This is a genomic window from Streptomyces sp. NBC_01506, from assembly GCF_045040295.1.
Lineage (GTDB): Bacteria > Actinomycetota > Actinomycetes > Streptomycetales > Streptomycetaceae > Streptomyces.
The window spans coordinates 4,481,043-4,503,671 of record NZ_CP109422.1 but is presented as its reverse complement, the minus strand read 5'-3'; the positions used below and the strand labels follow the sequence as shown (position 1 = coordinate 4,503,671).

Genomic DNA, 22,629 nt, shown 5'->3' with positions numbered 1-22,629 from the left:
CGCTCCTCGGTGTGAATTGGTGCGCGTGGCAGAATCCTCAACGTTCATACCGATATGAAGGTCAAGGGGGCTGCTCACATGCTGATCGGGGAGCTGAGCCGGCGGACGAGCGTCAACGCTCATCAGTTGCGGTACTACGAGGCCCAGGGCCTGCTCGAACCGGAGCGGGGCGCCAACGGCTACCGCGAGTACGGCAACGACGCGGTCGTGACCGTGGGGCAGATCAGAAGGCTGCTCGAAGCGGGGCTCTCGACCGAGGAGATCGAGTTCCTGCTGCCCTGCGCGACCGGCGCGGCGCCCGAACTCATGCCGTGCGACGACGTCCTGGAGATGCTGCGGTCACGGCTGCGCGGGCTGGACGATCACATCGACATCCTTGAGCGCTCGCGCCGGACGCTGCTCGACTTCATCGACGCGACCGAGCGGCAGGCATCGCCGTACGTCCTGTCCGGGGCGTGCGACAACGCCTGAGCCTCTGAGCCGCGCCGGAAAACGGCCCACCGGGCCGTGGAGTTCCACGACCCGGTGGGTGGGGGGAGGGGGGAGGGGCGGGGGTGCCGCTACCGCTCGTTCGGCGGCACGTAGTACGGGTTGTCCACCCATTCGCCCCAACTGCCGTCCGGCTGGAGCTTCCAGGCGCCCTTGATGTAGCTCGAATCGATGCCGCCGGGGAAGGAGATCTCGTTCTCGCTGGACCAGCGACTGTTGTCCCCGAAGGTCTTGTTGATGTCGATGCCACCCGGCGCATCGATTTCGTAGCGGTAATCGGCTTCGTATTGCAGGTCCGGCTCGTCGTTCCGCGTTGTCGAGACGAACGCGGACTCGGTGTTCTGAGTGACGTAGTCGTACAGGTTCGTGTAGTCCGGGTCCTTCGGCTCGAAGTCGTTCACGAAGACCTCGTTGGGGGGACGGTTGTCGAAGCGGTACAGAGGCTCGTCCGTGTCGCGCCACACCGTCTCGTCAGGGAGCTTCGACAGATCGACGTCGGCGTCGACCGCCACCTCTGGGTGCGGGTTCTTCTTGGGGTCGGGCTTCCGGACGTCGCAGCCGTCCGTCTCCCCCTCCGGCTCCGGGTCGGGCTTGTCCTCCGGCTTGTCCTCCGGCTCGTCGTCGGGCTTGTCCTGCGGCTTGTCCGGCGGCGGGTGGACCGGCTCGCCGGTGAGGCTGATGTTGGTCTGAAGCTTGTCCTTCGCGTCGTCGAACGTGTCGACGCCGGGGATGGTGGAGCCCGACAGCCCCTCCATCAGGACCAGCGGGACGGCGCCGCCGATCGCGAGTGTGGTGCCGCCGCTGTAGACGACCTGCTTGCCGGCGCCGGATGAGGCCAGTGTGTAGCGGCCGCTGCCGGACGCGCCGGAGGTCAGGCTGCCGTAGAAGGCGACGTTCTTGTTGTTCTTGCAGTCGTCGTCCGGCTCGTCGTCCGGGTCGTCATTCGGCTTGTCCTGCTCGGTGCAGTGCTGGGTGATGCCGGCCGGGCCCATGACCGGCGTGCAGACGGTTTCTGTGTCGTCGTTCTTGTCGTCCTTGTCGTCGTCTTTGTCGTCGTCCTTGTCCTCCGGCTCCGGGTCCGGGTCCGGGTCGTCAATGGGCTGGCAGATGATGCCCGCCGGGCCCATGACCGGATTGCAGTTGGTGCCGCCGGTTGACCCGCCGCTGTTCGAGCTGCCGCCGCTTGCGCCGCCGCTGGAACTGCTGCCGCCGGAGCTGCTGCCGCCGCTCGCACCGCCGCTGCTTGAGCCGCCGCCGCTCGAACTGCCACCGATGAGTCCGCCGATGAACCCGCCGCTGGAGAGTCCGCCGATGCTGCCGATGAGTCCGCCACTGGCCATTCCGCCGATGGAGCCTGATCCACCGTTGGAACCGCCGGAGTCGCTACCGCCGCTGTCGCTACCGCCGTTGTCGGACCCGCCGCTGTCGTTTCCGCCGTCCGAGCCTCCGGAGTCGCTTCCGCCGTTGTCGCTTCCGCCGTTGCTTGAGCTGCCTCCGGAGTCGGAGCCACCGGAGTCGGAGCCGCCGTCCGAACCGCCGCCGTTGTCACCGCCGCCGTCGCTGCCGCCGTCCGAACCGCCGTTGTCGCCCCCGCCGTTGGCACCTCCGCCGTTGTCGCCCTCACCACCCGAGTCGCCTCCGCCGGTGCCGCCTCCCCCGCCGGTGCCGCCCCCGCCGCCTGTGCTGTCCCCACCCCCACCGTTGCCACCGTCTCCGACCGTGGTCGACTCACAGTCCCCGCCCAGGATGTTGCACACAGCCGTCTGAAGGCCGGTCGAGATCTGCGGCGCCACACCACTGAACAGCAGCGCGCCGATGATCAGGGCGACCAGGCCGATCAGGCCGACGTACTCGACCGTCGACTGACCCCGGTTACGCCGCCACGTGATCAGGTGCGGAACGGACGGCATACCCTCCCGGCGCAGCTTGCCCAGCGTCACGCGCGGCCTCACGGCCCGCTGCTCCGCGGGGAGTTCGAACCACTGCCGGCTTCCGCCCACGCTCACCAGCGCCAGCAGGACACCGGGGAGCAGCAGTTGGCTGAACCCGCGCTCGGACCCGGCGTACAGATTGACCACGCTGCCGGTCAACAGCCACGCCTGGAGCCCGACCAGCGCGAACCAGACAACCTTCCCGCCGGTCCACAGGCGCCGGGCCAGGATCACGGCGGCGACACCCGGCGCCATCGCGTACAGCGCCAGCAGACTGATCGTCGGGGTGATGTGGGTACCCAGGTCCAGCAGCGAGTTCAGCACCCCCACGCCGCCCAGCAGCGTCAGACCGAACACCAGGTACAGCAGAACCCGTGTCGCGGCGAGCGACCTCGGCAACTCCCACCTGTGCGTAGGTACGCCGACCTGGATCGCCAGGTCCTTTGAGTCCAACAACGGGAAAACCCCTCCACCAAACTGCGGCAAGCCCGGCTCCCCCGATCCGGCTGTAACGCGAACGCCGCCACGCTACGTACGGACAAGGCCCAATCCGAAGGGCCCACGGACCCACCCCAGGGCCCAAGTCGGGCCCGCCGCCGACCCGGCTCACCTGGCCTTCTCCTCGCGGAGTGGCGCCGAGTGGCATCGGCCGAGAAGTGATGGCCGATAACTCTGTGTCCGGAACTCTCTCCCACGTATGGATTACTTTGGCGTTCCCCGACAAGGCGTTAGGTTAGGCTCGCCTAATAATTGGCCGACCCCAACCGAGGTTGAAACCGACGTGTCCGTCCAGTTCCCGCCCTCCGCCGCGCCGCTCGCCGCCCACCCCGTGGAGGTCCTGCCGGCCCCCGTCCGCCGCCGACTGCTGGAGCTGGCGCAGGGTGCCGAGCCTGTGTCGGCGTACGTGTACGACGGAGAGGTCGCCGCCGCGCGTGCCCGGGAGTTGCGTGACGCGCTGCCCGACTGGGCCGCTGTCTACTACGCGGTGAAGGCCAACTCGTACCCTGGCGTGGTCCGCGCCCTCGCCCCGTACGTCGACGGCTTCGAAGTCGCCTCCGTCAGCGAGCTGGAACTGGCCCTGGCGACAGGGGGGTTCATGGACACGCCCGCCGTCGTCGCCGCCGGGCCCGCCAAGTCCGTACCCGTCCTGACCGCCCTCGTCCGCGCCCGTGTCGAGGCCATCAACGCCGAGAGCCTGCTCGAACTCCACCGGATCAGCCGCATCGCCGTCGCCGAAGGTGTCACCGCGCGCGTCGCGCTGCGCGTCAACCCGGCCGACATCCCGATCAGCGGTTCGCTCCATATGGGCGGCGCGCCCTCGCAGTTCGGTGTCGCGGAGCCCGACGTACCGGACGTGCTCGACGCCGCGCGGGGGCTTCCCGGCCTCGACATCGTCGGCTTCCACATCCACGCCGCGTCCAACAACCTCGACGCCGACTCCCATGCGGCGTACCTGCGTTGGTGCGTCGAGTGGAGCGTACGTACGGCCGCCGGCACCGGCGTCGAGCTGCGGCATGTCGACATCGGCGGCGGCATAGGCGTCGCGTTCGAGGGCGAGGAGCCCTTCGACATGGCCCGGTTCGGTGAACTCGCCGCCCTGGTCGAGCCACCCGTAGGGGTGAAGGTGGTGCTGGAGCCCGGCCGGTTCCTGGTCGCGGACTGCGGCTGGTACGCGGCCGAGGTGACGGACGTCAAAGCCTCCTACGGCGAGTGGTTCGCTGTACTGCGTGGCGGAATAAACCACTTCCAACTGCCCACCTCCTGGGACATCGTGCACAACGTCGCCGTGCTGCCCGTCGACGCGTGGGACGCGGGTGAGGACTGTCCGAGGCCCGCCGCCGAGCACACACGTGTCACCGTCGTGGGCGAGCTGTGCACGCCCGAAGACACCCTGCTGCGGGACGTTCACGTCGAGCGGGTGCGCGCCGGTGATCTCGTCGTCTTCCCCAACGCGGGTTCCTACGGCTGGGAGTTCGCCATGCACGCCTTCCTCGGGCACCCGGTCGCCGGGCGCCATCTGCTCTGAGCCGGTCCCTTCTTCTCCTTGCTTCTTCTTGCTTCTCCTTCATATTCCGGAGCTGTTCCATGACCGTTCCCGCTGTCACGCTGCCTGCCTCCGGGCGCCCCGCCGGCGACGCCCACTCCGCGATCCTGGAGCGGCAGCGCGCCAGGGAGTCGTCCGCCCGTACGTACGCCCGTTCCTTCCCGATCGTCCCGGCCCGTGCCCACGGCATGACCATCGAGGGCAGCGACGGCCGCCGCTATCTCGACTGCCTCTCCGGCGCCGGAACGCTCGCGCTCGGCCACAACCACCCCGTCGTGCGCGAGGCCATCCAGCGCACGCTCGACAGCGGCGCCCCGCTGCATGTGCTCGACCTCGCGACACCGGAGAAGGACGACTTCACGGACGCGCTGTTCGAGACGTTGCCGAAGGCGTTCGCCGACCGTGCCCGCGTGCACTTCTGCGGGCCCGCCGGGACGGACGCCGTCGAGGCCGCGCTGAAGCTGATGCAGACGGCGACGGGGCGGCGCGGGGTGCTCGCGTTCACCGGCGCGTACCACGGGATGACGGCGGGCGCGCTGGCGACGACGGGCAGCGTTGCCGTCAAGGAGCCGGTGCCGGGGGGCGGTGCGGCCGGTGGTGAGGTGACGCGGCTGCCGTATCCGTACGCGTACCGCTGCCCGTTCGGCGTCGGCGGCGAGCGCGGCGCGGAGCTGGCGGCGACGTACACCGAGCGGCTGCTCGACGATCCGTCCGGCGGTGTCGTACGTCCGGCGGCGATGATCCTCGAAGCGGTGCAGGGGGAGGGCGGGGCCGTGCCCGCGCCCGACACGTGGCTGCGCGAGATGCGGCGGATCACGCGCGAGCGCGACATCCCGCTGATCGTGGACGAGGTGCAGACCGGCGTCGGGCGCACTGGCGCCTACTGGGCGATCGAGCACAGCGGCGTCGTGCCCGACGCGATGGTGATGTCGAAGGCGATCGGCGGCGGGCTGCCGCTCGCGGTGATCGTGTACGACCAGGATTACGACGGGTGGCTGCCGGGCGCGCACACCGGTACGTTCCGGGGCAACACGCTGGCGATGGCGACGGGCGCGGCGACGCTGCGCCACGTCACGCGCGAAGGGCTCGTGGAGCGGGCGGCGACGGTCGGCGCGCGGATGTCCGCGCGGCTGGAGGGGCTGCGGTCCGAACTGCCGCTGATCGGCGACGTACGCGGGCGCGGGCTGATGATCGGCGTCGAAATCGTGGACCCGGACGGGGAGTTGGACTCGTGTGGGGCGCGCCCGGTGGCGCCCGAACTGGCGGCGCGGGTGCGGGAGGGCTGTCTGAAGCGGGGGCTGATCCTGGAGCTGGGCGGGCGGTTCGGGTCGACGGTGCGGCTGCTGCCGCCGCTGGTGATCACCGACGAGGAGGCCGAGTCCGTACTGGAGCGGCTGACGGACGCGATCGCCGAGGCGCGGCAGCAGTTCGAGTGCGTCGCCGGGCGGGCGGCGTGACGGCGCAGGCGTGGGGCGCCGCGCTGGAGGCGGCGCTGCGGCCCGTTCCGGGTACGGATCCGGGTACGGAGTTGTCCGGCGGGGTGGGCGGGGCTGCGGCTCTGGAGCCCCTGGTACGTGAGGTGTTGGGCGCCCTCGCGCAGGGCGCGGCGCGGCGCGGTGGGCCGGTCGCGGCCGGTGCGCCGGGCGAGATCACGGCGGCCGTCGCCGAGGCGTTCCGTACCGCGAGCGGCCCCGCCGCGCTCGACCGGCTCACCGAACTGCTCGCGCACGGCAGCGCGGACCCGGCCGATCCCGCGTGCGCGGCGCATCTGCACTGTCCGCCGCTGGCCGTCGCCGTCGCCGCCGATCTGGCGGTCTCCGCGCTGAACCCGTCCCAGGACTCGTGGGACCAGGCGCCGGCCGCAACTGCCCTGGAAACGCTGCTCCTTGAGGAGCTGGCGAGCATGCTCGGGTACGACCCCGCGCAGGCGGCGGGCGTGCTCACGTCGGGCGGTACCGAGTCCAACCTGATGGGGCTGATGCTGGCCAGGGACCGGGTGCTGGGCGCCGCGACGGGGCGGCAGATCGAGCTGACGGGGGTGCCGAGGGCGGGCGCCGGTTCGCCGGCCGGGGCGCGGCCCCGGATTCTGGCGTCGGCCGCCGCGCACTTCTCGGTGCAGCGGGCGGCGGCGCTGCTCGGGCTCGGCGAGGACGCGGTGATCCCGATTGCCGTGGATGCCCAACTGCGTATGAAGGCAAGTGCGTTGGCGGCGACGCTGGAGCAGTGCGTCGGGCGCGGGCAACTGCCGGTCGCGATCGTCGCGACGGCCGGCACGACCGACACGGGCGCGATCGACCCGCTGCGGGAGTGCGCGGAGCTGGCGGCCGAGTACGGGGCGTGGCTGCACGTGGACGCCGCGTACGGGGGCGGCGCGCTGCTGTCCGACCGGCTGGCGCCGCTGCTGGACGGCATCGAACTGGCCGACTCCGTCTCCCTGGACTGGCACAAGCTGGGCTGGCAGCCGGCTGCCGCGGGGATCTTCCTGGTGCGGAAGTCGGAGACGTACGCCTCACTCGCCCGCCGCGCGGTCTATCTGAACCCGGCGGACGACGAGGAGGCGGGATATCCGAGCCTGCTGGGCCTGTCCCTGCGCACGACGCGCCGCGCGGACGCCTTCAAGATCGCGGTGACGCTGCGGACGCTGGGTCGGGAGGGGCTGGGGCAACTGGTCGACGCGTGCCATGAGTTGGCGGTGGCGGGGGCGCGGGCGGTGGCGGCGCACCCGAGGCTGGAGCTGCATGGGGAGGTGGGCGCGGGGGGTGGGGTGCCGGTGCTGACGGCGTTCCTGTTCCGGTACGTGCCGGTGCCGGTGCCGGTGTCGGTTGACGGGGTGGCGGCGGCGGACGAGGCCCGCACGGACCGGGTGAACGCGTCGCTGCGGCGGCGGTTGCTGCGGGAGGGTGGCGCGGTGGTGGGCCGGACGGAGCTGCCGGGGGAAGGGCCGGGCCGCGTACGCCTGAAGCTGACGCTGCTGAACCCGCATGCGACGGTCGCGGAGGTGGTGCGGTTGCTGGAGGCGGTGGTGACTGCGGGTGAGGCGGAGGAGGGGTTTTGAGCGGGGCGGGTGGTGAGGGGTTGGGCGCTGGTGGGCGGGGCGTTGGTGCGCGGGGCTCCGCCCCGGGTCCTGGCCGGGGCGCTGCCCCGGGCCCCGCTCCTCAATCGCCGGAGGGGCTCGGTTGGTCTGCCGGTTCCGGAGGGGGAGGGGGGCTGGGTGAGTCCGCCCGCGTGGGTGAGTCGGTGGGGCGGGTTGAGCCTGCCGGGCTCGGTGCGGCCGAGGGGCCGGATGGCTCCGCCCCGGGTTCTGGCCGGGGCGCTGCCCCGGGCCCCGCTCCTCAATCGCCGGAGGGGCTTGATTGGTCTGCCGGTTCCGTGTCGGGTGAGGGGCTGGGTGAGTCCGCCCGCCTGGGTGAGTCGGTGGGGCGGGTTGAGCCTGCCGGGCTCGGTGCGGCCGAGGGGCCGGATGGCTCCGCCCCGGGTCCTGGCCGGGGCGCTGCCCCGGACCCCGCTCCTCAATCGCCGGAGGGGCTTGATTGGTCTGCCGGTTCCGTGTCGGGTGAGGGGCTTGGTTGGTCTGCCGGTCCCGTGCGCGGCGAGGGGCTTGGTTGGTCCGCCGGTTCCGGAAGGGGTGACGCGGTGGAGGCGATCGACCAAGGCGATCCGTTCCAGGCCGCCGACTCCGTCGCCGTCGAGACGTTGCTCCGTGCGTACGTCCGGGAGACCGGCGTTGACGTGCCGCGCAGCGGGGACGTGTTGTATCTGTCGTTGCCTTGCAGCGCGCTGACCCTGCGCGTACGTGTGCTGTACCGGTCCGTCACCGGGTGGCACCGGTTCGGGGGCATTCGGGTCGTCACCTCCGGCAGCGGTGGCAGTCTGCCCGCCGACGTCGCCCTCGTCGCCGCCGCGCTGATCCGGGAGTCCACCCTGGGGCGTGGCGTGCCGCCGCATGTCGGTGTGGATGCTGTCGGGCGGGTCGTGAACTCCGCCGCGCGGACCGGAGCGCACCTTGCGCGGCGGCGGGCCGAGGTGCCGGGGGCGCGAGGGGTGACGCCGTTTCTCGATGCCGAGCAGGCGTTGCTCCTCGGGCATCCCTTCCACCCCGCGCCCAAGAGCCGCGAGGAGGCGTCGGAGGTCGAACTCGACGCGTACTCACCTGAGTTGAGGGGGTCCTTCCCGCTGCACTGGTTCGCCGTGGACCCCGGCATCCTCGTCGGCGAGAGCGTCGACGGGCGTGGCCCCGCCGAGTTGCTGCGGCCCCTGACCGCCGACCTCGGTCTGACCGTGCCGGACGGGATGGCCGTGGTGCCCGCGCATCCGTGGCAGGCTCGGGACGTGCTCGCGCGGCCCGCCGTCGCCGCGCTCGTGGACGCGGGGCGGTTGCGGTCCCTGGGGCCCGCCGGGCCGCGCTGGTATCCGACGTCGTCCGTGCGGACCGTGCACCGGCCCGACGCCGACGTCATGTTGAAGCTTTCCCTCGGCATGCGGATCACCAACTCCCGCCGCAACAATCTCCGCAGTGAGATGCGCCTCGGCGTGCGCGCCGCGCGACTGCTGGCCGCCGGGCCTGCGGGGCCTGCCGCGCAACTGCGCGCCGAGCACCCGGAGTTCGGGATCCTGCGCGACTTCGGGTGGGTGTCGGCGGGCGTCGACGGCGACGTCGAGACCGGGTTGGAGACCGCCGTACGCGACAATCCGTTCAGGGGCGACGGGCTCCAGGGGCTCTGCGTGGCCGGGCTGGTCGCCGAGCGCACCGGGCCCGGCGACGGCTCGCCGCCCCCGTACCGCGCGCTGCTCTGCGAGGCCGTCGCCCGTACCGCCCGCGCCCACGGCGTCTCCACCGCCGAGGCGTCCGCGCGCTGGCTGGCCGCGTATCTCGACGTGCTCGCCGTCCCGCTCATCCGTCTGTACGCGTGGTACGGCATCGCGCTGGAGCCGCACCACCAGAACACGCTCGTCGCGCTCGACGCGCACGGGCTGCCGCGCGCCGGCTGGTACCGCGACAGTCAGGGCTACTACGTCGCCGCCTCCCACGCGCCCACCGTGGAACGGCTGTTGCCCGGCGCGGCGGACGGGCTCGACCTCGTCTTCCCCGACGCGTTCGTGGACGAGCGCGTCGCGTACTACCTCGGCATCAACAATCTCCTCGGTCTCGTCGGCGCGTTCGGCGCGCTCGGGCTGGCCGACGAGAGCGACCTGCTGCGCGTCCTGCGCGCCCGACTTGAGCGACTGCGGGCCGCCGAGCCCGGCGCGCGGGGACTGCTCGACCTGCTGCTCGACGCACCCGTGCTGCGCTGCAAGGGCAACTACCTGACCTGCGTGGACGGGCTCGACGAGCTTGTCGGGGACGTCGAGTCCCAGTCCGTCTACGTCGACCTGATCAACCCCCTCGCGGAGGCCAAGCGGTGACCGAGTCCGAGCCCGAGCCCGAATCCGAGCCCGAATCGAATGTTCCTGTGTACGACCTGTACGAGCTGTACGACCTGGTCGGCATCGGTATCGGTCCGTTCAACCTCTCCCTCGCCGCCCTGGCGCACGGCGCGCCCGAGCTGCGCACGCTGTTCCTCGACGCGAAGCCCGCGTTCTCCTGGCACCCCGGTCTGCTGATGGAGGGCACCACCCTCCAAGTCCCCTTCCTGGCCGACCTGGTGACGATGGTCGACCCCACGAGCCCATGGTCGTATCTCAACTACCTGCGCCACCACGACCGGATGTTCCCCTTCTTCTTCTCCGAGCGCTTCCACATACCGCGCCGTGAGTACGACGCCTACTGCCGCTGGGTCACGGAAGGGCTGCCGTCCTGCCAATTCGACGCGCATGTCGATGAGTTGGTGTGGGACGAACAGCGTGACGTGTTCGTCGTCGGGCATCGCGCGGCGGACGGTACCGTGACGCGCGTGCTCGCCCGGCAGATCGTGCTCGGGGTCGGTACGGACCCGGTCGTGCCGGAGCCCCTGCTCCCGCTGCTGGCGGACACCGCGCACGCGGGCCGGGTCCTGCACAGCGCCGACTACCGTACGTACCGTTCGCGGCTCGCCGCCCGCGACGACGTGACCGTCATCGGCGCGGGTCAGTCGGGTGCGGAGGTAGCGCTGGATCTGCTGCGGCACCAGGACGGGGACGGGGCGGGCGGCCCGTACGTCCGCTGGCTCGCCCGTACGAACGCGTTCGCGCCGATGGAGTACTCGAAGATCGGGCTCGAACACTTCACGCCCGACTACATCCGCTACTTCCGCGCGCTCCCGGAGGACCGGCGGGACCAACTCGTACGAGAGCAGTGGCAGTTGTACAAGGGCGTCAGCGACGAGACGCTGGGCGAACTGCACGACGAGCTGTACGAGCGCACGATCGGCGGCGCGGAGCCGAGGGCCGCGCTGCATCCGGGAGTCGCCATCGTCGCCGCCGAAGTCGCTGGCTCGGACTACGCGTTGACGTGCCGTCATACACAGCAGGACGCGTACTTCGAGATCCGTACGTCCGCGATCGTGTCGGCCACCGGCTACGCGGCGTCGCGGCCGGCCTTCCTCGGTGAGCGCGGTCTCGGCGCGCTCGTGGACTGGGACGACAAGGGCCGCTACCAGATCGACGCCGACTATCGCGTCGCGCTCGACCCCCGCGTATCGGGCGGACTGTACGTCCAGAACGCGGAGTTGCACACGCACGGCGTCGGCGCGCCCGATCTGACGCTGGGCGCCTGGCGCGCGGCGACGATCCTGAACGCGGTGGCCGGGCGGACGGTGCTGCGGGTGCCGGAGCGGGCGGCGTGGACGACGTTCGGGGTGCCCCGCCCTGCCCCGGCGGTCGGGCCGCCGAGAGCCCCCGCCCATTTTGCCGTCCGCGAGGAGAGGAACCGATGAACCACCCCAACCGGGATGCCTGGCAGGAGGCCGGCCGGCGGCTGCTGGTCAAGGCCGTGGAGGAGTTCGCGTACGAGGAGCTGATCGTCCCCGTACCCGAGACCGGGACCGGGACCGGGACCCCCGGCGCCTACCGGCTCGACCTCGGCGACGGTGTCCACTGGACTTTGCGCGCCATTCGCGGCACCTTCGGCACCTGGCGGGTCGAGCCCGACAGCCTGTGCCGCCACCCCCACAGCCCGGACCCCGGCCCCGAACGCCTGTTGCTCGACGCGCGCGCCGTGCTCGGGTGGGACGGTGCCACCACCGCCGAGGTCCTGCGCGAGCTGACCGCCACCCGGCGGGCCGACGCCGAGGCCATCGGCGCGGCGCTGCCCGCCGCCGAGCTGGCCGATCTGGGCCATCTGGAGCTGGAGGCGTACCAGGACGGGCATCCGTGCATGCTCCTCAACAAGGGCCGTCTCGGCTTCTCCGCCTCCGACGCCGCTGCCTACGCCCCCGAAGCGGCCTCCGCCGTACGGCTGTTGTGGGCCGCCGCGCACAGCGACCTCGCCGCGTACTCGGGCGTCCCCGGGCTCGACGCCGAGCGGCTGCTCGCCGAGGAACTGGACCCGGCCACGCGGGAGCGGTTCGCCGCCGTCCTGACCCACGAGTGCGCTCAAACCGGCCTGGAGGAAAGGGAGTTCGTCTGGCTGCCGGTGCACCCCTTCCACTGGGACGAGGCCGTCGCCACCCTCTTCGCGCCCTATCTCGCCGAGGGCCGCATCGTGCTGCTCGGGCAGAGCGACGACCGCTACCGCCCGCTCCAGTCCATCCGCACGCTCGCCAACATCGACCACCCGCACCGCCGTAACGTCAAGGTCCCGCTCCTCATCCGCAACACCCTTGTCTGGCGCGGGCTTTCGACGGCGCCGACCGAGGCGGCGCCCGACATCAGCGCGTGGCTGCACGCCGTACGGGACGCCGACCCGTATCTGCGCGACGAGCTGCGCATCCACCCGCTCGGTGAGCTTTCGGCCGTCGCCGTGGGCCATCCACTGTACGAATCGGTCAAGGACGCCCCGTACCGCTACCACGAACTCCTGGGCGCCGTCTGGCGCGAGCCGGTCGCCGCGCTGCTCGACACGGACGCGGGCGAACGGGCCCGCACCATGGCCGCGTTGCTCAAGACCGGGTCGGACGGGCGCGCACTCACCGCCGAGCTGGTCGCGCGCTCGGGGCTCACCCCCGCCCACTGGCTGGAACGATTCTTCGGCGCGCTCCTGCCGGGGCTGCTGCACTACCTCTACCGCTACGGTGTCGCGTTCTGCCCGCACGGCGAGAACACCGTCGTCCTCTTCGACCGCGACGAGATCCCGATCGGTATCGCCGTCAAGGACTTCGCCGAGGATGTGAACCTGCTGCCCGGCGCCCGGCCGGAGTACGCCGCGCTGCCCGAGCGGGCGGACCGGGTCCTGCTGCGCTGGCCGGCCCACGAGCTGGCACACTCGTTGCTCAGCGCGGTCTTCGCCGGGCACTTCCGCTTCTTCGCGCCGCTGTGCGCCGATCAACTGGGCGTGCCGGAGGGCGAGTTCTGGGCGCTCGTACGCGCCGAGATCGAGCGCTACCACGCCCGTTTCCCGGAGTTGGCGGACCGCTTCGACTCGTACGGGCTTCTCGCCCCGTCCTTCGACCGCGTCGCGCTCAACCGCGAACAGCTCCTGGGCGGCGGCTTCCACGACCGCTCGGAACGGGACGAGGGCTTCGACGTCGTGCACGGCACCGTGCCCAACCCGCTGGCAGCGGTACCCGCACGAATAGAGGACGCGAAATGACGGACCGGTATGAGCTGTTGCGGGCCGAGGCCGCCGCCGGGCGGGTCGAGGAGGTGATCGTCGCCGTCCCCGACATTCAGGGCCGCCTCCAGGGCAGCCGCCTGTCCGTCCCCTACTTCCTGCAAGAGATGGCCAACAGTGCCACTGCGGGCTTCGGCGCGTGCGTCTATCTCCTCGCGTCCGACGTGGAGATGGACACCGGCCCCGGCTACGCCATCGACGCCTGGAAGACCGGCTTCGGCGACTTCCTGCTACGGCCCGACCCCGCCACCCTGCGCACCCGGCTCCCCTGGGACGAGGGCACGGCGCTCGTCCTCGCCGACGCGCACTGGCCCGGCGAGGACGGCCCCCCGGTCACCGTCGCGCCCCGCCACATCCTGCGCACACAGCTCGACCGGCTCGCCGAGCGCGGGCTGACCGCGTTCGCCGGTACGGAACTCGAATTCCTCGTCTTCCTCGACACCTACCGCGCCGCCCGCGAGACCCGCTACCAGGGCCTGACGTCGGCCACCACGTACAACGTCGACTACTCGCTCCAGGGCCTGTCCGACATCGAGCCCGTCGTACGCCGCATCCGGCGCGAGATGGGGCGGGCGGGGCTCGCGATGGAGACGGCGCGCGGGGAGGTGCACGCGGGGCAGTACGAGATCGTCTTCCGTTACGCGGAGGCGATGACGACCTGCGACAACCACGTTTTCTTCAAGAACGGCGCCAAGCAGATCGCCGCGCAGGAGGGCGTGGCGCTGACGTTCATGCCCAAGTTCGACGAGGGCGAGGGCAATTCCTGCCACATCCATCTGTCGCTGCGCGGCACGGACGGCACGGCCGTGCTCGCCGACCCGACGGCCGACGCCTCCGCCGACGACGGCATGTCCGACCTGATGCGGCACTTCGTCGCCGGTCAGCTCGCCTGCCTGCCGGACCTCACCCTCCTGATGGCGCCGAACATCAACTCGTACAAGCGCCTCAAACCCGGCGCCTTCGCGCCGACCGGCATCACCTGGGGCCGCGACAACAGGACCTGTCCGATACGGGTGGTGGGAACGGGCCCCTCGATGCGCATCGAGCACCGCGTACCCGGCGGCGACGCCAACCCGTACCTGGCGGTCGCGGCAGCGATCGCCGCCGGCCTGTACGGCATCGAGCACCGGCTCCAACTCCCGCCCCCACACCGGAAGAACGCCCTCACCGACCCCTCGGTGCCCAGGCTGCCCGGCACGCTCACGGAGGCGCTGCACCGCTGGGAGAACAGCGAGATCGCCGCGAAGGTCTTCGGCGAGCCGGTGGTGACCCACTACGCGCAGGCGGCCCGCACCGAACTGGCGGCGTTCGAGGGATCGGTCACGGACTGGGAACGCATGCGCGGCTTCGAACGCCTGTGACCCGGACCGGCCGTCCGGTGCGGCGCGTCGCGTCGCGTCGCGTTCAAGTGCAGGAACTGAACTGGGGCTCACCCCGAGCACAAGCCTTGATCAACACCGGGGACGTCGGGGGTCTCATCAGGTGGGCGCGGCGAGAACGGGGGTGGCGTCAGGCCGACCTCGGCAACGCCGCGGGGTATTCCGCCTCCGCCGTCTCCCGGCTGGAGACCGGCCGACGTCGTGCCAGCGACCTCCACATGATTCGCCTGTTCGCCGACGCGCTGTTCGTCCCTGCGGGCGTACTTGCCGCAGTCCTGCGGGTAATGCCCCTCGCGCGCAATACAGTTGCGGTCAGCGCCGATAGGTACGCCAACGCGGAGGAGGACCCGTTGAAGCGCCGGTCCTTGCTGCGAGCGGTTGCCGGGGTCACCGTCCCCGACACCGTTCTGACCGCCTTCGACGAATCCCTTGCTCTGCTCCCCGGTCCTACCGCCTCGCCCACAACCGCTCGGCCGGCCGAGCGGTTCCGCCGGGCACGCGCCCTTTTCAACACCGGTGCCCACACCGAACTGGTCCAAGCACTCCCCGATCTGCTGGCCATCGCGCATGCCTGTGCGGAACACGGTGGACCCGACGCCTACGCCCGCGTCGCGGCTTGCTACGACCTGGCCACCGAGGCGTTGTCCAAGATCGGGCGGCACTCCGCGAGCCGGCTCACCGCCGACCGGTCGAACACCTTCTCCGCTCTCTCCGGCTCCCCACTCGCCGCCGCTGCCTCCGCTCGTGCGTTCAGTATTGTTCTGCGCCATGAAGGCCGGCCCGCCACCGCGCGGCGGATCACTCTTCACGCGGCGGCGAAAGTCGAAGCCACCGGGCTGATCACCGAGGCCCAGGCCGCGACCTTTGCTCAGATGCTCTGCACGGTCGCTTACGCCGCCGCCCAGGCCGACGACCGCGATCTCGCACTCGAATCGATTCGTGACGCCGAACGGGCGGCAGCCCTGCTCCCCGATCCGAACAGCGGTCAGCAGCACACGTTCCGCGTCACACCCGCCTCTGTCGCCCTGTACAAGACCGGTGTGCTGTGGGCACTTGGCGACTCCGGAGCGGCCATCCAGGCAGGCAGCGGCATTCGGCCCGGTCAGCTCCCCACCGCTGAGCGCCGTGGCCGCCTGCACACGGACATGGCCAGGGCCTGGTGGCAGTGGGGGAAGCCGGAACAGACCGCCCTCGCACTGCTTGCCGCGCACCGCGAAGCACCCTCCGAGGTCCGCGACCGGGCGGGCATCCGGTCCATCGTCGCCGACCTCGCCGAGCGTCACGCCCGCACTACCGGGGTGCGCGAACTGTCAACCCTCGTCGGTGCCGCACGCCAGGACCGCTCCGCGACCACGCCGGGGGCGCACCGCCACGACCGGCGAGGCGGTGTTTCTCCGCATTCCCGACGATTCCTCGTCGCCCCGGCGTGTGGTGGTCCAGGAGTTCGACAGTCCGTCCTGGACTCTCTACGAGATGACGTTCGGTGAATGGCTGCTGGCCTATCTCAAGGGCAGGGACGTGATGCTGTGTTCTCGTAACTTCGCGCCTGACGGCCCGTCCTACGAATTCCTGCCCTGAGAATGAGGCGGATTCGCCTGTGATCAACTGCCGGCGTAGTTCTTCTCGATCTCGTCCAGCACCTGGTCCGCGCCGGTGTAACCGATGCCCAGCATCCACAGGTTGTCGTCGACCTTGAACGCCTTCTTGGCCTTCACCGCGTCCAGGTTCTTCCACAGCGGGCCGCCGATGACGTCGGTCTCCTTGGCCTTCTTCGCGTCGCCGTACGTGGAGTAGAAGACGACATCCGCGTTGGCCTGGTCGATCTTCTCCGGGCTGACGTCGAGCGAGAAGCCGTTCTTGTCCTGGTTGGCGGGGCGGCCCACGCCGAGGTCGGCGTAGATCGAGCCGACGAACGTGTCGTTGAAGTAGAGGCGGGTGTCCGCGCCTTCCACGAAGCGGACGAAGCCGAACGTCGTCTTCTTCGCCGTCTCCGGGCCGCCCAGCGTCGTGGTCAGTTCCTTCGCCCGCGCGTCGTACGCGGCGGCGATCGTCTTCGCCTCCGCCGTCTTGCCGAGGGCGTCGGCGTGCAGCTCGAAGTTCTCGCGCCAGTTGGGGCCCGTGGTGTCGGAGAAGACGGTCGGGGCGATCTCCGACAGCGGCTTGTAGTTCTTCTCGTCGCGGACCTTGCTGCTCAGGATCAGGTCCGGCTTGAGGGCGGCGATCGCTTCGAGGTTCGGCTCGGCGATCAGGCCGACCGGCTTGATGTCCTTGAGCTTGTCCGCCGGGAGGTACGTGGAGAACGGCGCGTCGGCGACGGCCGTCGTGGCGCCGACCGGCGTGATGCCGAGGGTGATCGCGGAGTCGAGCGCGTCCGTGTCGAGGACGACGACGCGCTTGGGGTCGTCCTTGACCTTCACCTCGCCCATGGCGGTCGTCACGGCGTGCGTCGCCGCTCCGGCTCCCGACTCGGTCTTGTCCGTGGACTCGTCGCCGTCGCCGCCACCGCACGCGGAGAGTGAGACGGCGAGTGCCGTGACGGCGGCGGCCACGCTGATACGGCGGGTGAGGTGTGTGGACACGGTGGGGAAGCCTCCCTGACGGCCGCCCGGAGTCGGCCCGGACGTAACTAAGGCAAACCTAACCTTAGCGGGACCGGGGCAACAAGTTCCGTACATCACGGTCCAATCACAGGGCCGGCCGGCCGGCCGGCCGCGCCCCGCCCCGCCCCGCCCCGCGCATGCCACGGCCGCCGTCCCGCCGCCGGGACCGTCGTACGTACCATCGGCAGAGACCGAACCTCCCCACCACCGGACCCGGATCACCACCCGCGATGGCGCACCAACGCACCGACCCCGCCTGGGGCACCCTCCTCGACCTGGGCGAACGGGCCGCAGGCCCCCTGCACCTGCGGCTCGTCCGTGCCCTCCGGGCGGCCGTCGTGGACGGCCGTATCGCTCCCGGCAGCGCTCTGCCGCCCAGCCGGGCGCTCGCCGCCGATCTCGGCTGCTCCCGCTGGGTGGTGACCGAGGCGTACGCGCAACTCGTCGCCGAGGGGTACTTCGAGGCGCGGAGCGGGTCGGCCACCCGTGTCCGTACGGCGGCGGTCCCGAGCGCGGGTCACGCGCTGCGGTCGATCGGGCAGCCCCATGCCCAACCGGCCCTGTGGCAGCCGGAGTTCGACATGGTGCCCGGCATGCCCGACCTCCGCGCGTTCCCCCGTAAGCCGTGGGCCGACGCCGTACGGGAGGCCACCGGCTCCCTCACCCCCGTCGAGTTCGGCTTTCCCCACCCCGCCGGCCACCACGGGCTGCGGCAGCGGATCGCCGCCTATCTCGTACGCGGGCGAGGCGCCAGCCTCGATGCCCGACAGCTCGTCGTATGCGGCGGAACCCTGGACGGGGTGCTGCGGCTGTGCCGTGCCCTGCGCGCCGCCGGGCACACCCACGTGGCCCTGGAGGATCCCGGCTGGTCACGGCTGCGCACCGCCGTCGCGGCGGCGGGCCTGACGGCCGTCGCCGTCCCCGTGGACGACGACGGCCTGCGCGTCGATCTGCTGCGCCGCGAGCCGCACGTACGGGCGGTGATCGTGGCGCCCGCGCACCAGTTCCCCACCGGTGTGGTCCTCACCCCGCCCCGCCGGGCCGAACTCATCTCCTGGGCACGGGAGTTGGACGCACTGGTCATGGAGGACGACTACGACGCCGAGTTCCGATACGACCGCCGTCCCGTCGGCAGCCTCCAGGGCATGGACCCCGAACGCGTCGCCCTGCTGGGCTCGTTGAGCAAGACGCTGTCGCCCGCCCTGCGGATCGGCTGGGCCGTCGTGCCGCCGGGGCTGCTCGACGGGCTGTACGCGGCGGACGCCGTGGGATCGCCGCCGCCCGTGATCGACCAGGCGGCGTTCTCCGGGTTCCTCGAGTCGGGGGCGTACGACCGTCATCTGCGCGCCTCCCGGCTCCGCTACCGGCGGCGCCGCGACAACCTCCTTACGGAGATCGCCGAACGGCTCCCGCACCACCGGGTGTCGGGGGCCGCCGCCGGATTTCATCTGCTGCTCCATCTCACGGGGTGCGTGGCCGGGGACGTGGTCGGTGCCGCCGCCCGGCGTGACGTACGGCTGACGGATCTGGCGGAGCACGAGGCGGGGCAGACGGGGCAGGCCGGGCAGGCGGGGCAGGCGGGGCAGGGCGGTTCGGCACGCGGCGCCACGCTGGTGATCGGGTACGGCAACCTGGCCGACGCGGCGGTGCCCGAGGCCGTACGGCGGCTGGCGGACTCGATCCGCGAGGCGGGCGGTGAGGCGGGTGCCTAGACGGACGGCGCCGGTTCGCCCGCCGCGTCCAGCCGCGCCCGTAGCTCCGCCGGCAGCGACACCTCCAACGCGCCCAGCACCTCGTCCAGTTGAGCCACCGAGCTGACCCCCACGATCGGCAGCACCGCCGGATCCGCCCCCATCAGCCAGGCGAGCACCACCTGGTTGGGGCTCGCGCCCAACTCGTCCGCCACCTCGCGCAGTACGGCGAGACGCGCCGCCGTGCCGGGATGGTCGTACGCCGGGGGCAGCGGCTTGTCGGTACGGGTGTACGCGCCCGAGATCAGCGCCGAGTAGGCCATGAGCGTCAGATCGGGCTCGCTGCGTACGTAGTCCAGCAGCTCGGGCGTCACATGCCGGTGCGCGGACTCCGGCAGGCCGATGTCGAAGCGCGGCTGGAGATAGGACTGGCGCTGTTGCACGCAGGTGTACGCGGCCCAGCCGTTGGCGCGCGAGAGGTCACGCGCCTGCGCGGTGCGCCACGCGGTGTGGTTCGAGGCGCCGATGACCGAGACCTGACCGCCCTTCACCAACTCGTGCAGCGTGCCGAGTGTTTCCTCCAGAGGGACGGACCGGTCCTCGATGTGCGTCCAGTACAGGTCGATGCGTTCGATGCCGAGGCGCCGCAGGCTGCCGGCCGCGGCTCTGCTTATCGCGCCGGCCGACAGCCCTTCGGCCGTCTCCAGACCGGTGCCGGGGACGGTGGGGCGGGCCCCCGCCTTGGTCGAGATCAGCACGTCGTCGCGGAGGCCCCGGCTCGCCAGCCAGCGGCCGACCGTGGTCTCGCTCTCGTCGCTGGTGGAGCCGGGGAGCCAGAAGACATAGCTGTTGGCGGTGTCGATCAGGTTGCCGCCGGCCTCGGTGAAACGGTCGAGGATCGCGAAGGACGTCTTCTCGTCCACGGTGCTGCCGAATGGCAGCGTGCCCAGGCACAGCGCACTGGCCAGGGGCCCGGTCGGCCCGCCGATACGGCGTTGTCGCATGTCAAAACTCCTTGTGCTCGTGTTCTGACTTCACCGTAGGCGCTGATCGGCATGGTGTACCGGTCCGATCAGCGAGCGAAAAACCAGACCGACTCAGCAGGACCGGGTGGGCAGCAAGTCGCCTGCCTGGGTCATGAGTTCGGGGTTGGTGAGGGTGAGGCGTCCGGTGTGGAGGCGGTCGTGTCCGTAGGTGGTCTTGTAGAGGTGGGTGGTGCTGTCGGGCTCAAGTGCCCAGTGCGCGTGGTGGAGTTCAAGGCTGCCGGGTTTGCGGATGACGCGTCCGCTCCAGCCGGTGCACAGCAGCCAGCACGCTTCGGCGTAGCCGGGTCCGCCGGCGGAGCCGTAGACCTTCCTCGGGTGGTGGCGTGTGGCGATGTCCATGAGGGGCATGTCCGGGATGGCGGGGAGGGGGAGGTAGCCGATGACGGCGGTCTGTCCGAAGGCGCCGAGGGTGGTGTAGGCGAGGATGCCGTAGCGGTCCGGCCAGGTATGGAGGAGTGGGAGGACAGTGACTCTCCCGGTGCCCGTCATGGGTTGTGCCATGGGTTTTCCCTTCTCGACGGACGGGCCCGCCCCCGGGTGGTGCGGAGCGGGCCGACCGCCCGCCTCACTACGCGCACCCGGCGCACGCGCGCGGGAACCACGCGGTGACCGTGCCGTGCGCGTGAACGGTGCGCGTCCCCAGGTCGACGGCGGTGGCGTTGTCGAGGCGCGCCGCACAGAACACACAGTCCGCACCACGCAACTGCCGCTCCGCCAGCCCCTCAACAGGGGCCAGTTGGAGGCCGGTTGACCCCTCGCCACGCGCGATCACCGCTCCACCCGCCGCCCTGCCCGCACCACCGCCGCCAGACCGGCGACCACCAACGCCTCCTCGGAGGGCGTGAGAACCAAAGGCCACAGCCGCGACGAGGGCCAGCCCTCACCCCGGTGATACACCTCGCAGGCAGGCTCAGCAGTGACGGCAGGAGTACGGGAAGCGGTAGCCATACGGGCACCTTAGGGACCGGGTGTGCACGGTCGCCAGGAATGTGCACCGATGTTCACACCCGGTCATAAGCACTGTGTGTAGCTGGATTTGCCCTCTTGACTCGAACCACGGCCCGGCCGAAAGTGGTGCACATTGCCGCACACTTCGACCAGGAGGCTGCCATGCCACTGCGATTCATCGGCATCGACCCGAACACCGGAGAGGGTGAATCCCCCACCGTCTGGACGGACACCGACCGGCGGGAACTCGTCTTCCAGGGATGGAAGCCCGGCCCCGAACTCGAAGCCCGGTGCGCCGCCACCCAGATCCCCGGCCACGCCATCGGCATCCCCGACACCGAAGCCGTCGTACGGATCCCCGCCCGCATGGTGCCGATCATCCGGGAGGCGTGCGATGCCATCGAGCGTGCCCACGTGGGATGAACTTCTCGGCGCGGCCCAGCACACCGCCGTGCACCTGGAGATGCGCGACTCGTACGCCGTCGACTACGAGTCCGGTCCCTTCGCCGACTGGCGGGCCGGCGCCCGCACCGACCCCGACAACCCCACGTCGTGGTGGCGGCCGTGGCACACCCTCATCCAGCACACCGTGACCCGCGGAGTAGTCGTACGCCGGGCCCGGATCGTGTCCGAACCCGTCAGCGAGTACACCCGCTTCCTCCACGAGGGCACCGTCAAGAACGTCATCGCCGGGGAGCACGTACGGTGGCTCCCGCGCCGCCACACCTGCGGCATCCCGCTTCCCGGCAACGACTTCTGGCTCATCGACGGGCGCCTGATCCGGTGGAACCACTTCACCGGCAACGGCGCGTCGGCCGGCGGCGAGATCAGTGAGGACCCGGCCGCCGCCAAACTGTGCGCCGAGGCGTTCGACCTCGTATGGTCACGCGCCATACCCCACCACACCTACAAGATCAGCTAGCGAAAGGGCCACCAGGCCGGCTCATGCCCACATCCCCCTCCTCATCCGCCCAGGCCGCGCGCGAAAGCGTCGCACAACGGCTGCGCGAACTGCGTACAGAGGCGGGGCTCACCGGGTCTGAGCTGGCCTCCCTGTGCGGCTGGACACACTCCAAATCGTCACGGATCGAGAACGCGAGGACACCCCCCTCACCCCAGGACATCCGCCGCTGGTGCACCGCCTGCGGGCACCCCGAGCAAGCACCCGGCATCGTCGCCCAGTCCCAGAACGCCGAGTCGCAGTACGTCGAATGGCGCCGAAAAGTCCGCGTCGGAATGAAACAGCTCCAGGACAGCTACGTCCCCCTGTTCCAGTCCACCCGCGTGTTCCGCGTCTACTCCGCCACCCTCGTCCCGGGCCTGCTCCAGGCCGAGGGCTACGCCACCGCCCTCATGACCTCCATCACCACGTTCCGTGAAATCCCCGACGAGGTGGCCGACGCCGTCGCCGCACGGATGGAACGATCCCGGATCCTCCACCGGACCGGCCACCGCTTCCTTCTCCTTGTCGAGGAGTCGGCACTACGGCACCAGATCGGCGACGCCGACGCGATGGCCGCGCAGCTCGGCTACCTCCTGACCGCAGGGGCGCTGCCCGCTGTGTCTCTCGGCGTGATCCCCATGAAGACACCGGCGCGGTCAATCTGGCCGATGGAGACGTTCCACATTTACGACGACAGTCTCGTGTCGGTAGAGCTGCTGTCAGCACGGGTGACAGTCACACAACCGAGCGAGACCGCCCTATATCTGCGGGCATTCGACGAACTACGCGCCATGGCCGTCTACGGGGCGGACGCTCGGGCGTTGATCGTGAAGGCGATCGACGCGCTGACCTGACCGATGAGTTTCGCCCCT

Annotated in this window: 19 protein-coding genes; 13 read left to right on the top strand and 6 right to left on the bottom strand. The window is 71.0% G+C overall.

The window, feature by feature from the left end; translation table 11 throughout:
- Positions 1-78 precede the first annotated feature (78 nt).
- Positions 79-471 carry a MerR family transcriptional regulator gene (locus OG329_RS19600; RefSeq protein ID WP_405796796.1) on the top strand — a complete coding sequence of 131 codons (393 nt, stop codon included), beginning with the start codon at positions 79-81 and terminating at the stop codon, positions 469-471.
- A gap of 89 nt (positions 472-560) precedes the next feature.
- Here the strand turns inward: OG329_RS19600 and OG329_RS19595 are convergent, their stop codons facing one another.
- A complete protein-coding gene (locus tag OG329_RS19595; RefSeq protein WP_405796795.1) occupies positions 561-2,876 on the bottom strand; it encodes a hypothetical protein in 2,316 nt (771 codons plus the stop codon).
- A gap of 325 nt (positions 2,877-3,201) precedes the next feature.
- Here OG329_RS19595 and OG329_RS19590 point away from each other — a divergent pair, with 325 nt between their 5' ends.
- From OG329_RS19590 to OG329_RS19555, 8 genes are all read left to right on the top strand, one after another.
- Positions 3,202-4,446 carry an alanine racemase gene (locus tag OG329_RS19590; protein WP_405796793.1) on the top strand — a complete coding sequence of 415 codons (1,245 nt, stop codon included), beginning with the start codon at positions 3,202-3,204 and terminating at the stop codon, positions 4,444-4,446.
- A gap of 59 nt (positions 4,447-4,505) precedes the next feature.
- A complete protein-coding gene (locus OG329_RS19585; protein WP_405796791.1) occupies positions 4,506-5,921 on the top strand; it encodes a diaminobutyrate--2-oxoglutarate transaminase in 1,416 nt (471 codons plus the stop codon).
- Positions 5,918-7,519 (top strand): pyridoxal phosphate-dependent decarboxylase family protein, encoded by a 1,602-nt coding sequence (locus tag OG329_RS19580; RefSeq protein ID WP_405796789.1) that lies wholly within the window; start codon positions 5,918-5,920, stop codon positions 7,517-7,519. The genes OG329_RS19585 and OG329_RS19580 overlap by 4 nt, the downstream gene beginning before the upstream one ends.
- A 578-nt stretch (positions 7,520-8,097) precedes the next feature.
- The gene (locus OG329_RS19575) at positions 8,098-9,867 is read left to right on the top strand and encodes an IucA/IucC family protein (protein ID WP_405796787.1); all 1,770 of its coding nucleotides are present in this window, start codon (positions 8,098-8,100) and stop codon (positions 9,865-9,867) included.
- Positions 9,864-11,315, top strand: a complete 1,452-nt coding sequence (locus OG329_RS19570) for a lysine N(6)-hydroxylase/L-ornithine N(5)-oxygenase family protein (protein WP_405796785.1) — start codon at positions 9,864-9,866, stop codon at positions 11,313-11,315. Before OG329_RS19575 ends, OG329_RS19570 begins: the two co-directional genes overlap by 4 nt.
- Entirely contained in the window at positions 11,312-13,129 is a 1,818-nt protein-coding gene (locus OG329_RS19565; protein ID WP_405796784.1) for an IucA/IucC family protein, read from the top strand. The genes OG329_RS19570 and OG329_RS19565 overlap by 4 nt, the downstream gene beginning before the upstream one ends.
- Positions 13,126-14,511 carry a glutamine synthetase family protein gene (locus tag OG329_RS19560; RefSeq protein ID WP_405796783.1) on the top strand — a complete coding sequence of 462 codons (1,386 nt, stop codon included), beginning with the start codon at positions 13,126-13,128 and terminating at the stop codon, positions 14,509-14,511. Before OG329_RS19565 ends, OG329_RS19560 begins: the two co-directional genes overlap by 4 nt.
- Entirely contained in the window at positions 14,508-16,016 is a 1,509-nt protein-coding gene (locus OG329_RS19555; RefSeq protein ID WP_405796781.1) for a helix-turn-helix domain-containing protein, read from the top strand. Before OG329_RS19560 ends, OG329_RS19555 begins: the two co-directional genes overlap by 4 nt.
- Before the next feature lie 114 nt (positions 16,017-16,130).
- Here the strand turns inward: OG329_RS19555 and OG329_RS19550 are convergent, their stop codons facing one another.
- Positions 16,131-17,108 carry an ABC transporter substrate-binding protein gene (locus tag OG329_RS19550; protein ID WP_405796779.1) on the bottom strand — a complete coding sequence of 326 codons (978 nt, stop codon included), beginning with the start codon at positions 17,106-17,108 and terminating at the stop codon, positions 16,131-16,133.
- A gap of 251 nt (positions 17,109-17,359) precedes the next feature.
- Here OG329_RS19550 and OG329_RS19545 point away from each other — a divergent pair, with 251 nt between their 5' ends.
- The gene (locus OG329_RS19545) at positions 17,360-18,841 is read left to right on the top strand and encodes a PLP-dependent aminotransferase family protein (protein WP_405796777.1); all 1,482 of its coding nucleotides are present in this window, start codon (positions 17,360-17,362) and stop codon (positions 18,839-18,841) included.
- Here OG329_RS19545 and OG329_RS19540 read toward each other — a convergent pair.
- From OG329_RS19540 to OG329_RS19525, 4 genes are all read right to left on the bottom strand, one after another.
- The gene (locus tag OG329_RS19540) at positions 18,838-19,824 is read right to left on the bottom strand and encodes an aldo/keto reductase (RefSeq protein WP_405796775.1); all 987 of its coding nucleotides are present in this window, start codon (positions 19,822-19,824) and stop codon (positions 18,838-18,840) included. The two genes, OG329_RS19545 and OG329_RS19540, sit on opposite strands and share 4 nt — an antisense overlap.
- A gap of 93 nt (positions 19,825-19,917) precedes the next feature.
- Positions 19,918-20,367 (bottom strand): hypothetical protein, encoded by a 450-nt coding sequence (locus tag OG329_RS19535; protein ID WP_405796774.1) that lies wholly within the window; start codon positions 20,365-20,367, stop codon positions 19,918-19,920.
- Positions 20,368-20,434: 67 nt separating this feature from the next.
- On the bottom strand, positions 20,435-20,638 hold the full coding sequence (locus OG329_RS19530) for a hypothetical protein (RefSeq protein WP_405796772.1): 204 nt from the start codon (positions 20,636-20,638) through the stop codon (positions 20,435-20,437).
- The gene (locus OG329_RS19525; protein ID WP_405796771.1) at positions 20,635-20,814 is read right to left on the bottom strand and encodes a hypothetical protein; all 180 of its coding nucleotides are present in this window, start codon (positions 20,812-20,814) and stop codon (positions 20,635-20,637) included. Before OG329_RS19525 ends, OG329_RS19530 begins: the two co-directional genes overlap by 4 nt.
- 162 nt (positions 20,815-20,976) lie before the next feature.
- Between OG329_RS19525 and OG329_RS19520 the strand changes: the two genes are divergently transcribed.
- Genes OG329_RS19520 through OG329_RS19510 form a run of 3 tightly spaced genes read left to right on the top strand, consistent with a single transcriptional unit; the run spans position 20,977 to position 22,611 of the window.
- Positions 20,977-21,237, top strand: a complete 261-nt coding sequence (locus OG329_RS19520; protein ID WP_405796769.1) for a hypothetical protein — start codon at positions 20,977-20,979, stop codon at positions 21,235-21,237.
- On the top strand, positions 21,209-21,736 hold the full coding sequence (locus tag OG329_RS19515; RefSeq protein ID WP_405796768.1) for a DUF6879 family protein: 528 nt from the start codon (positions 21,209-21,211) through the stop codon (positions 21,734-21,736). Before OG329_RS19520 ends, OG329_RS19515 begins: the two co-directional genes overlap by 29 nt.
- 23 nt (positions 21,737-21,759) lie before the next feature.
- The gene (locus tag OG329_RS19510) at positions 21,760-22,611 is read left to right on the top strand and encodes a helix-turn-helix domain-containing protein (protein ID WP_405796767.1); all 852 of its coding nucleotides are present in this window, start codon (positions 21,760-21,762) and stop codon (positions 22,609-22,611) included.
- Positions 22,612-22,629 lie beyond the last annotated feature (18 nt).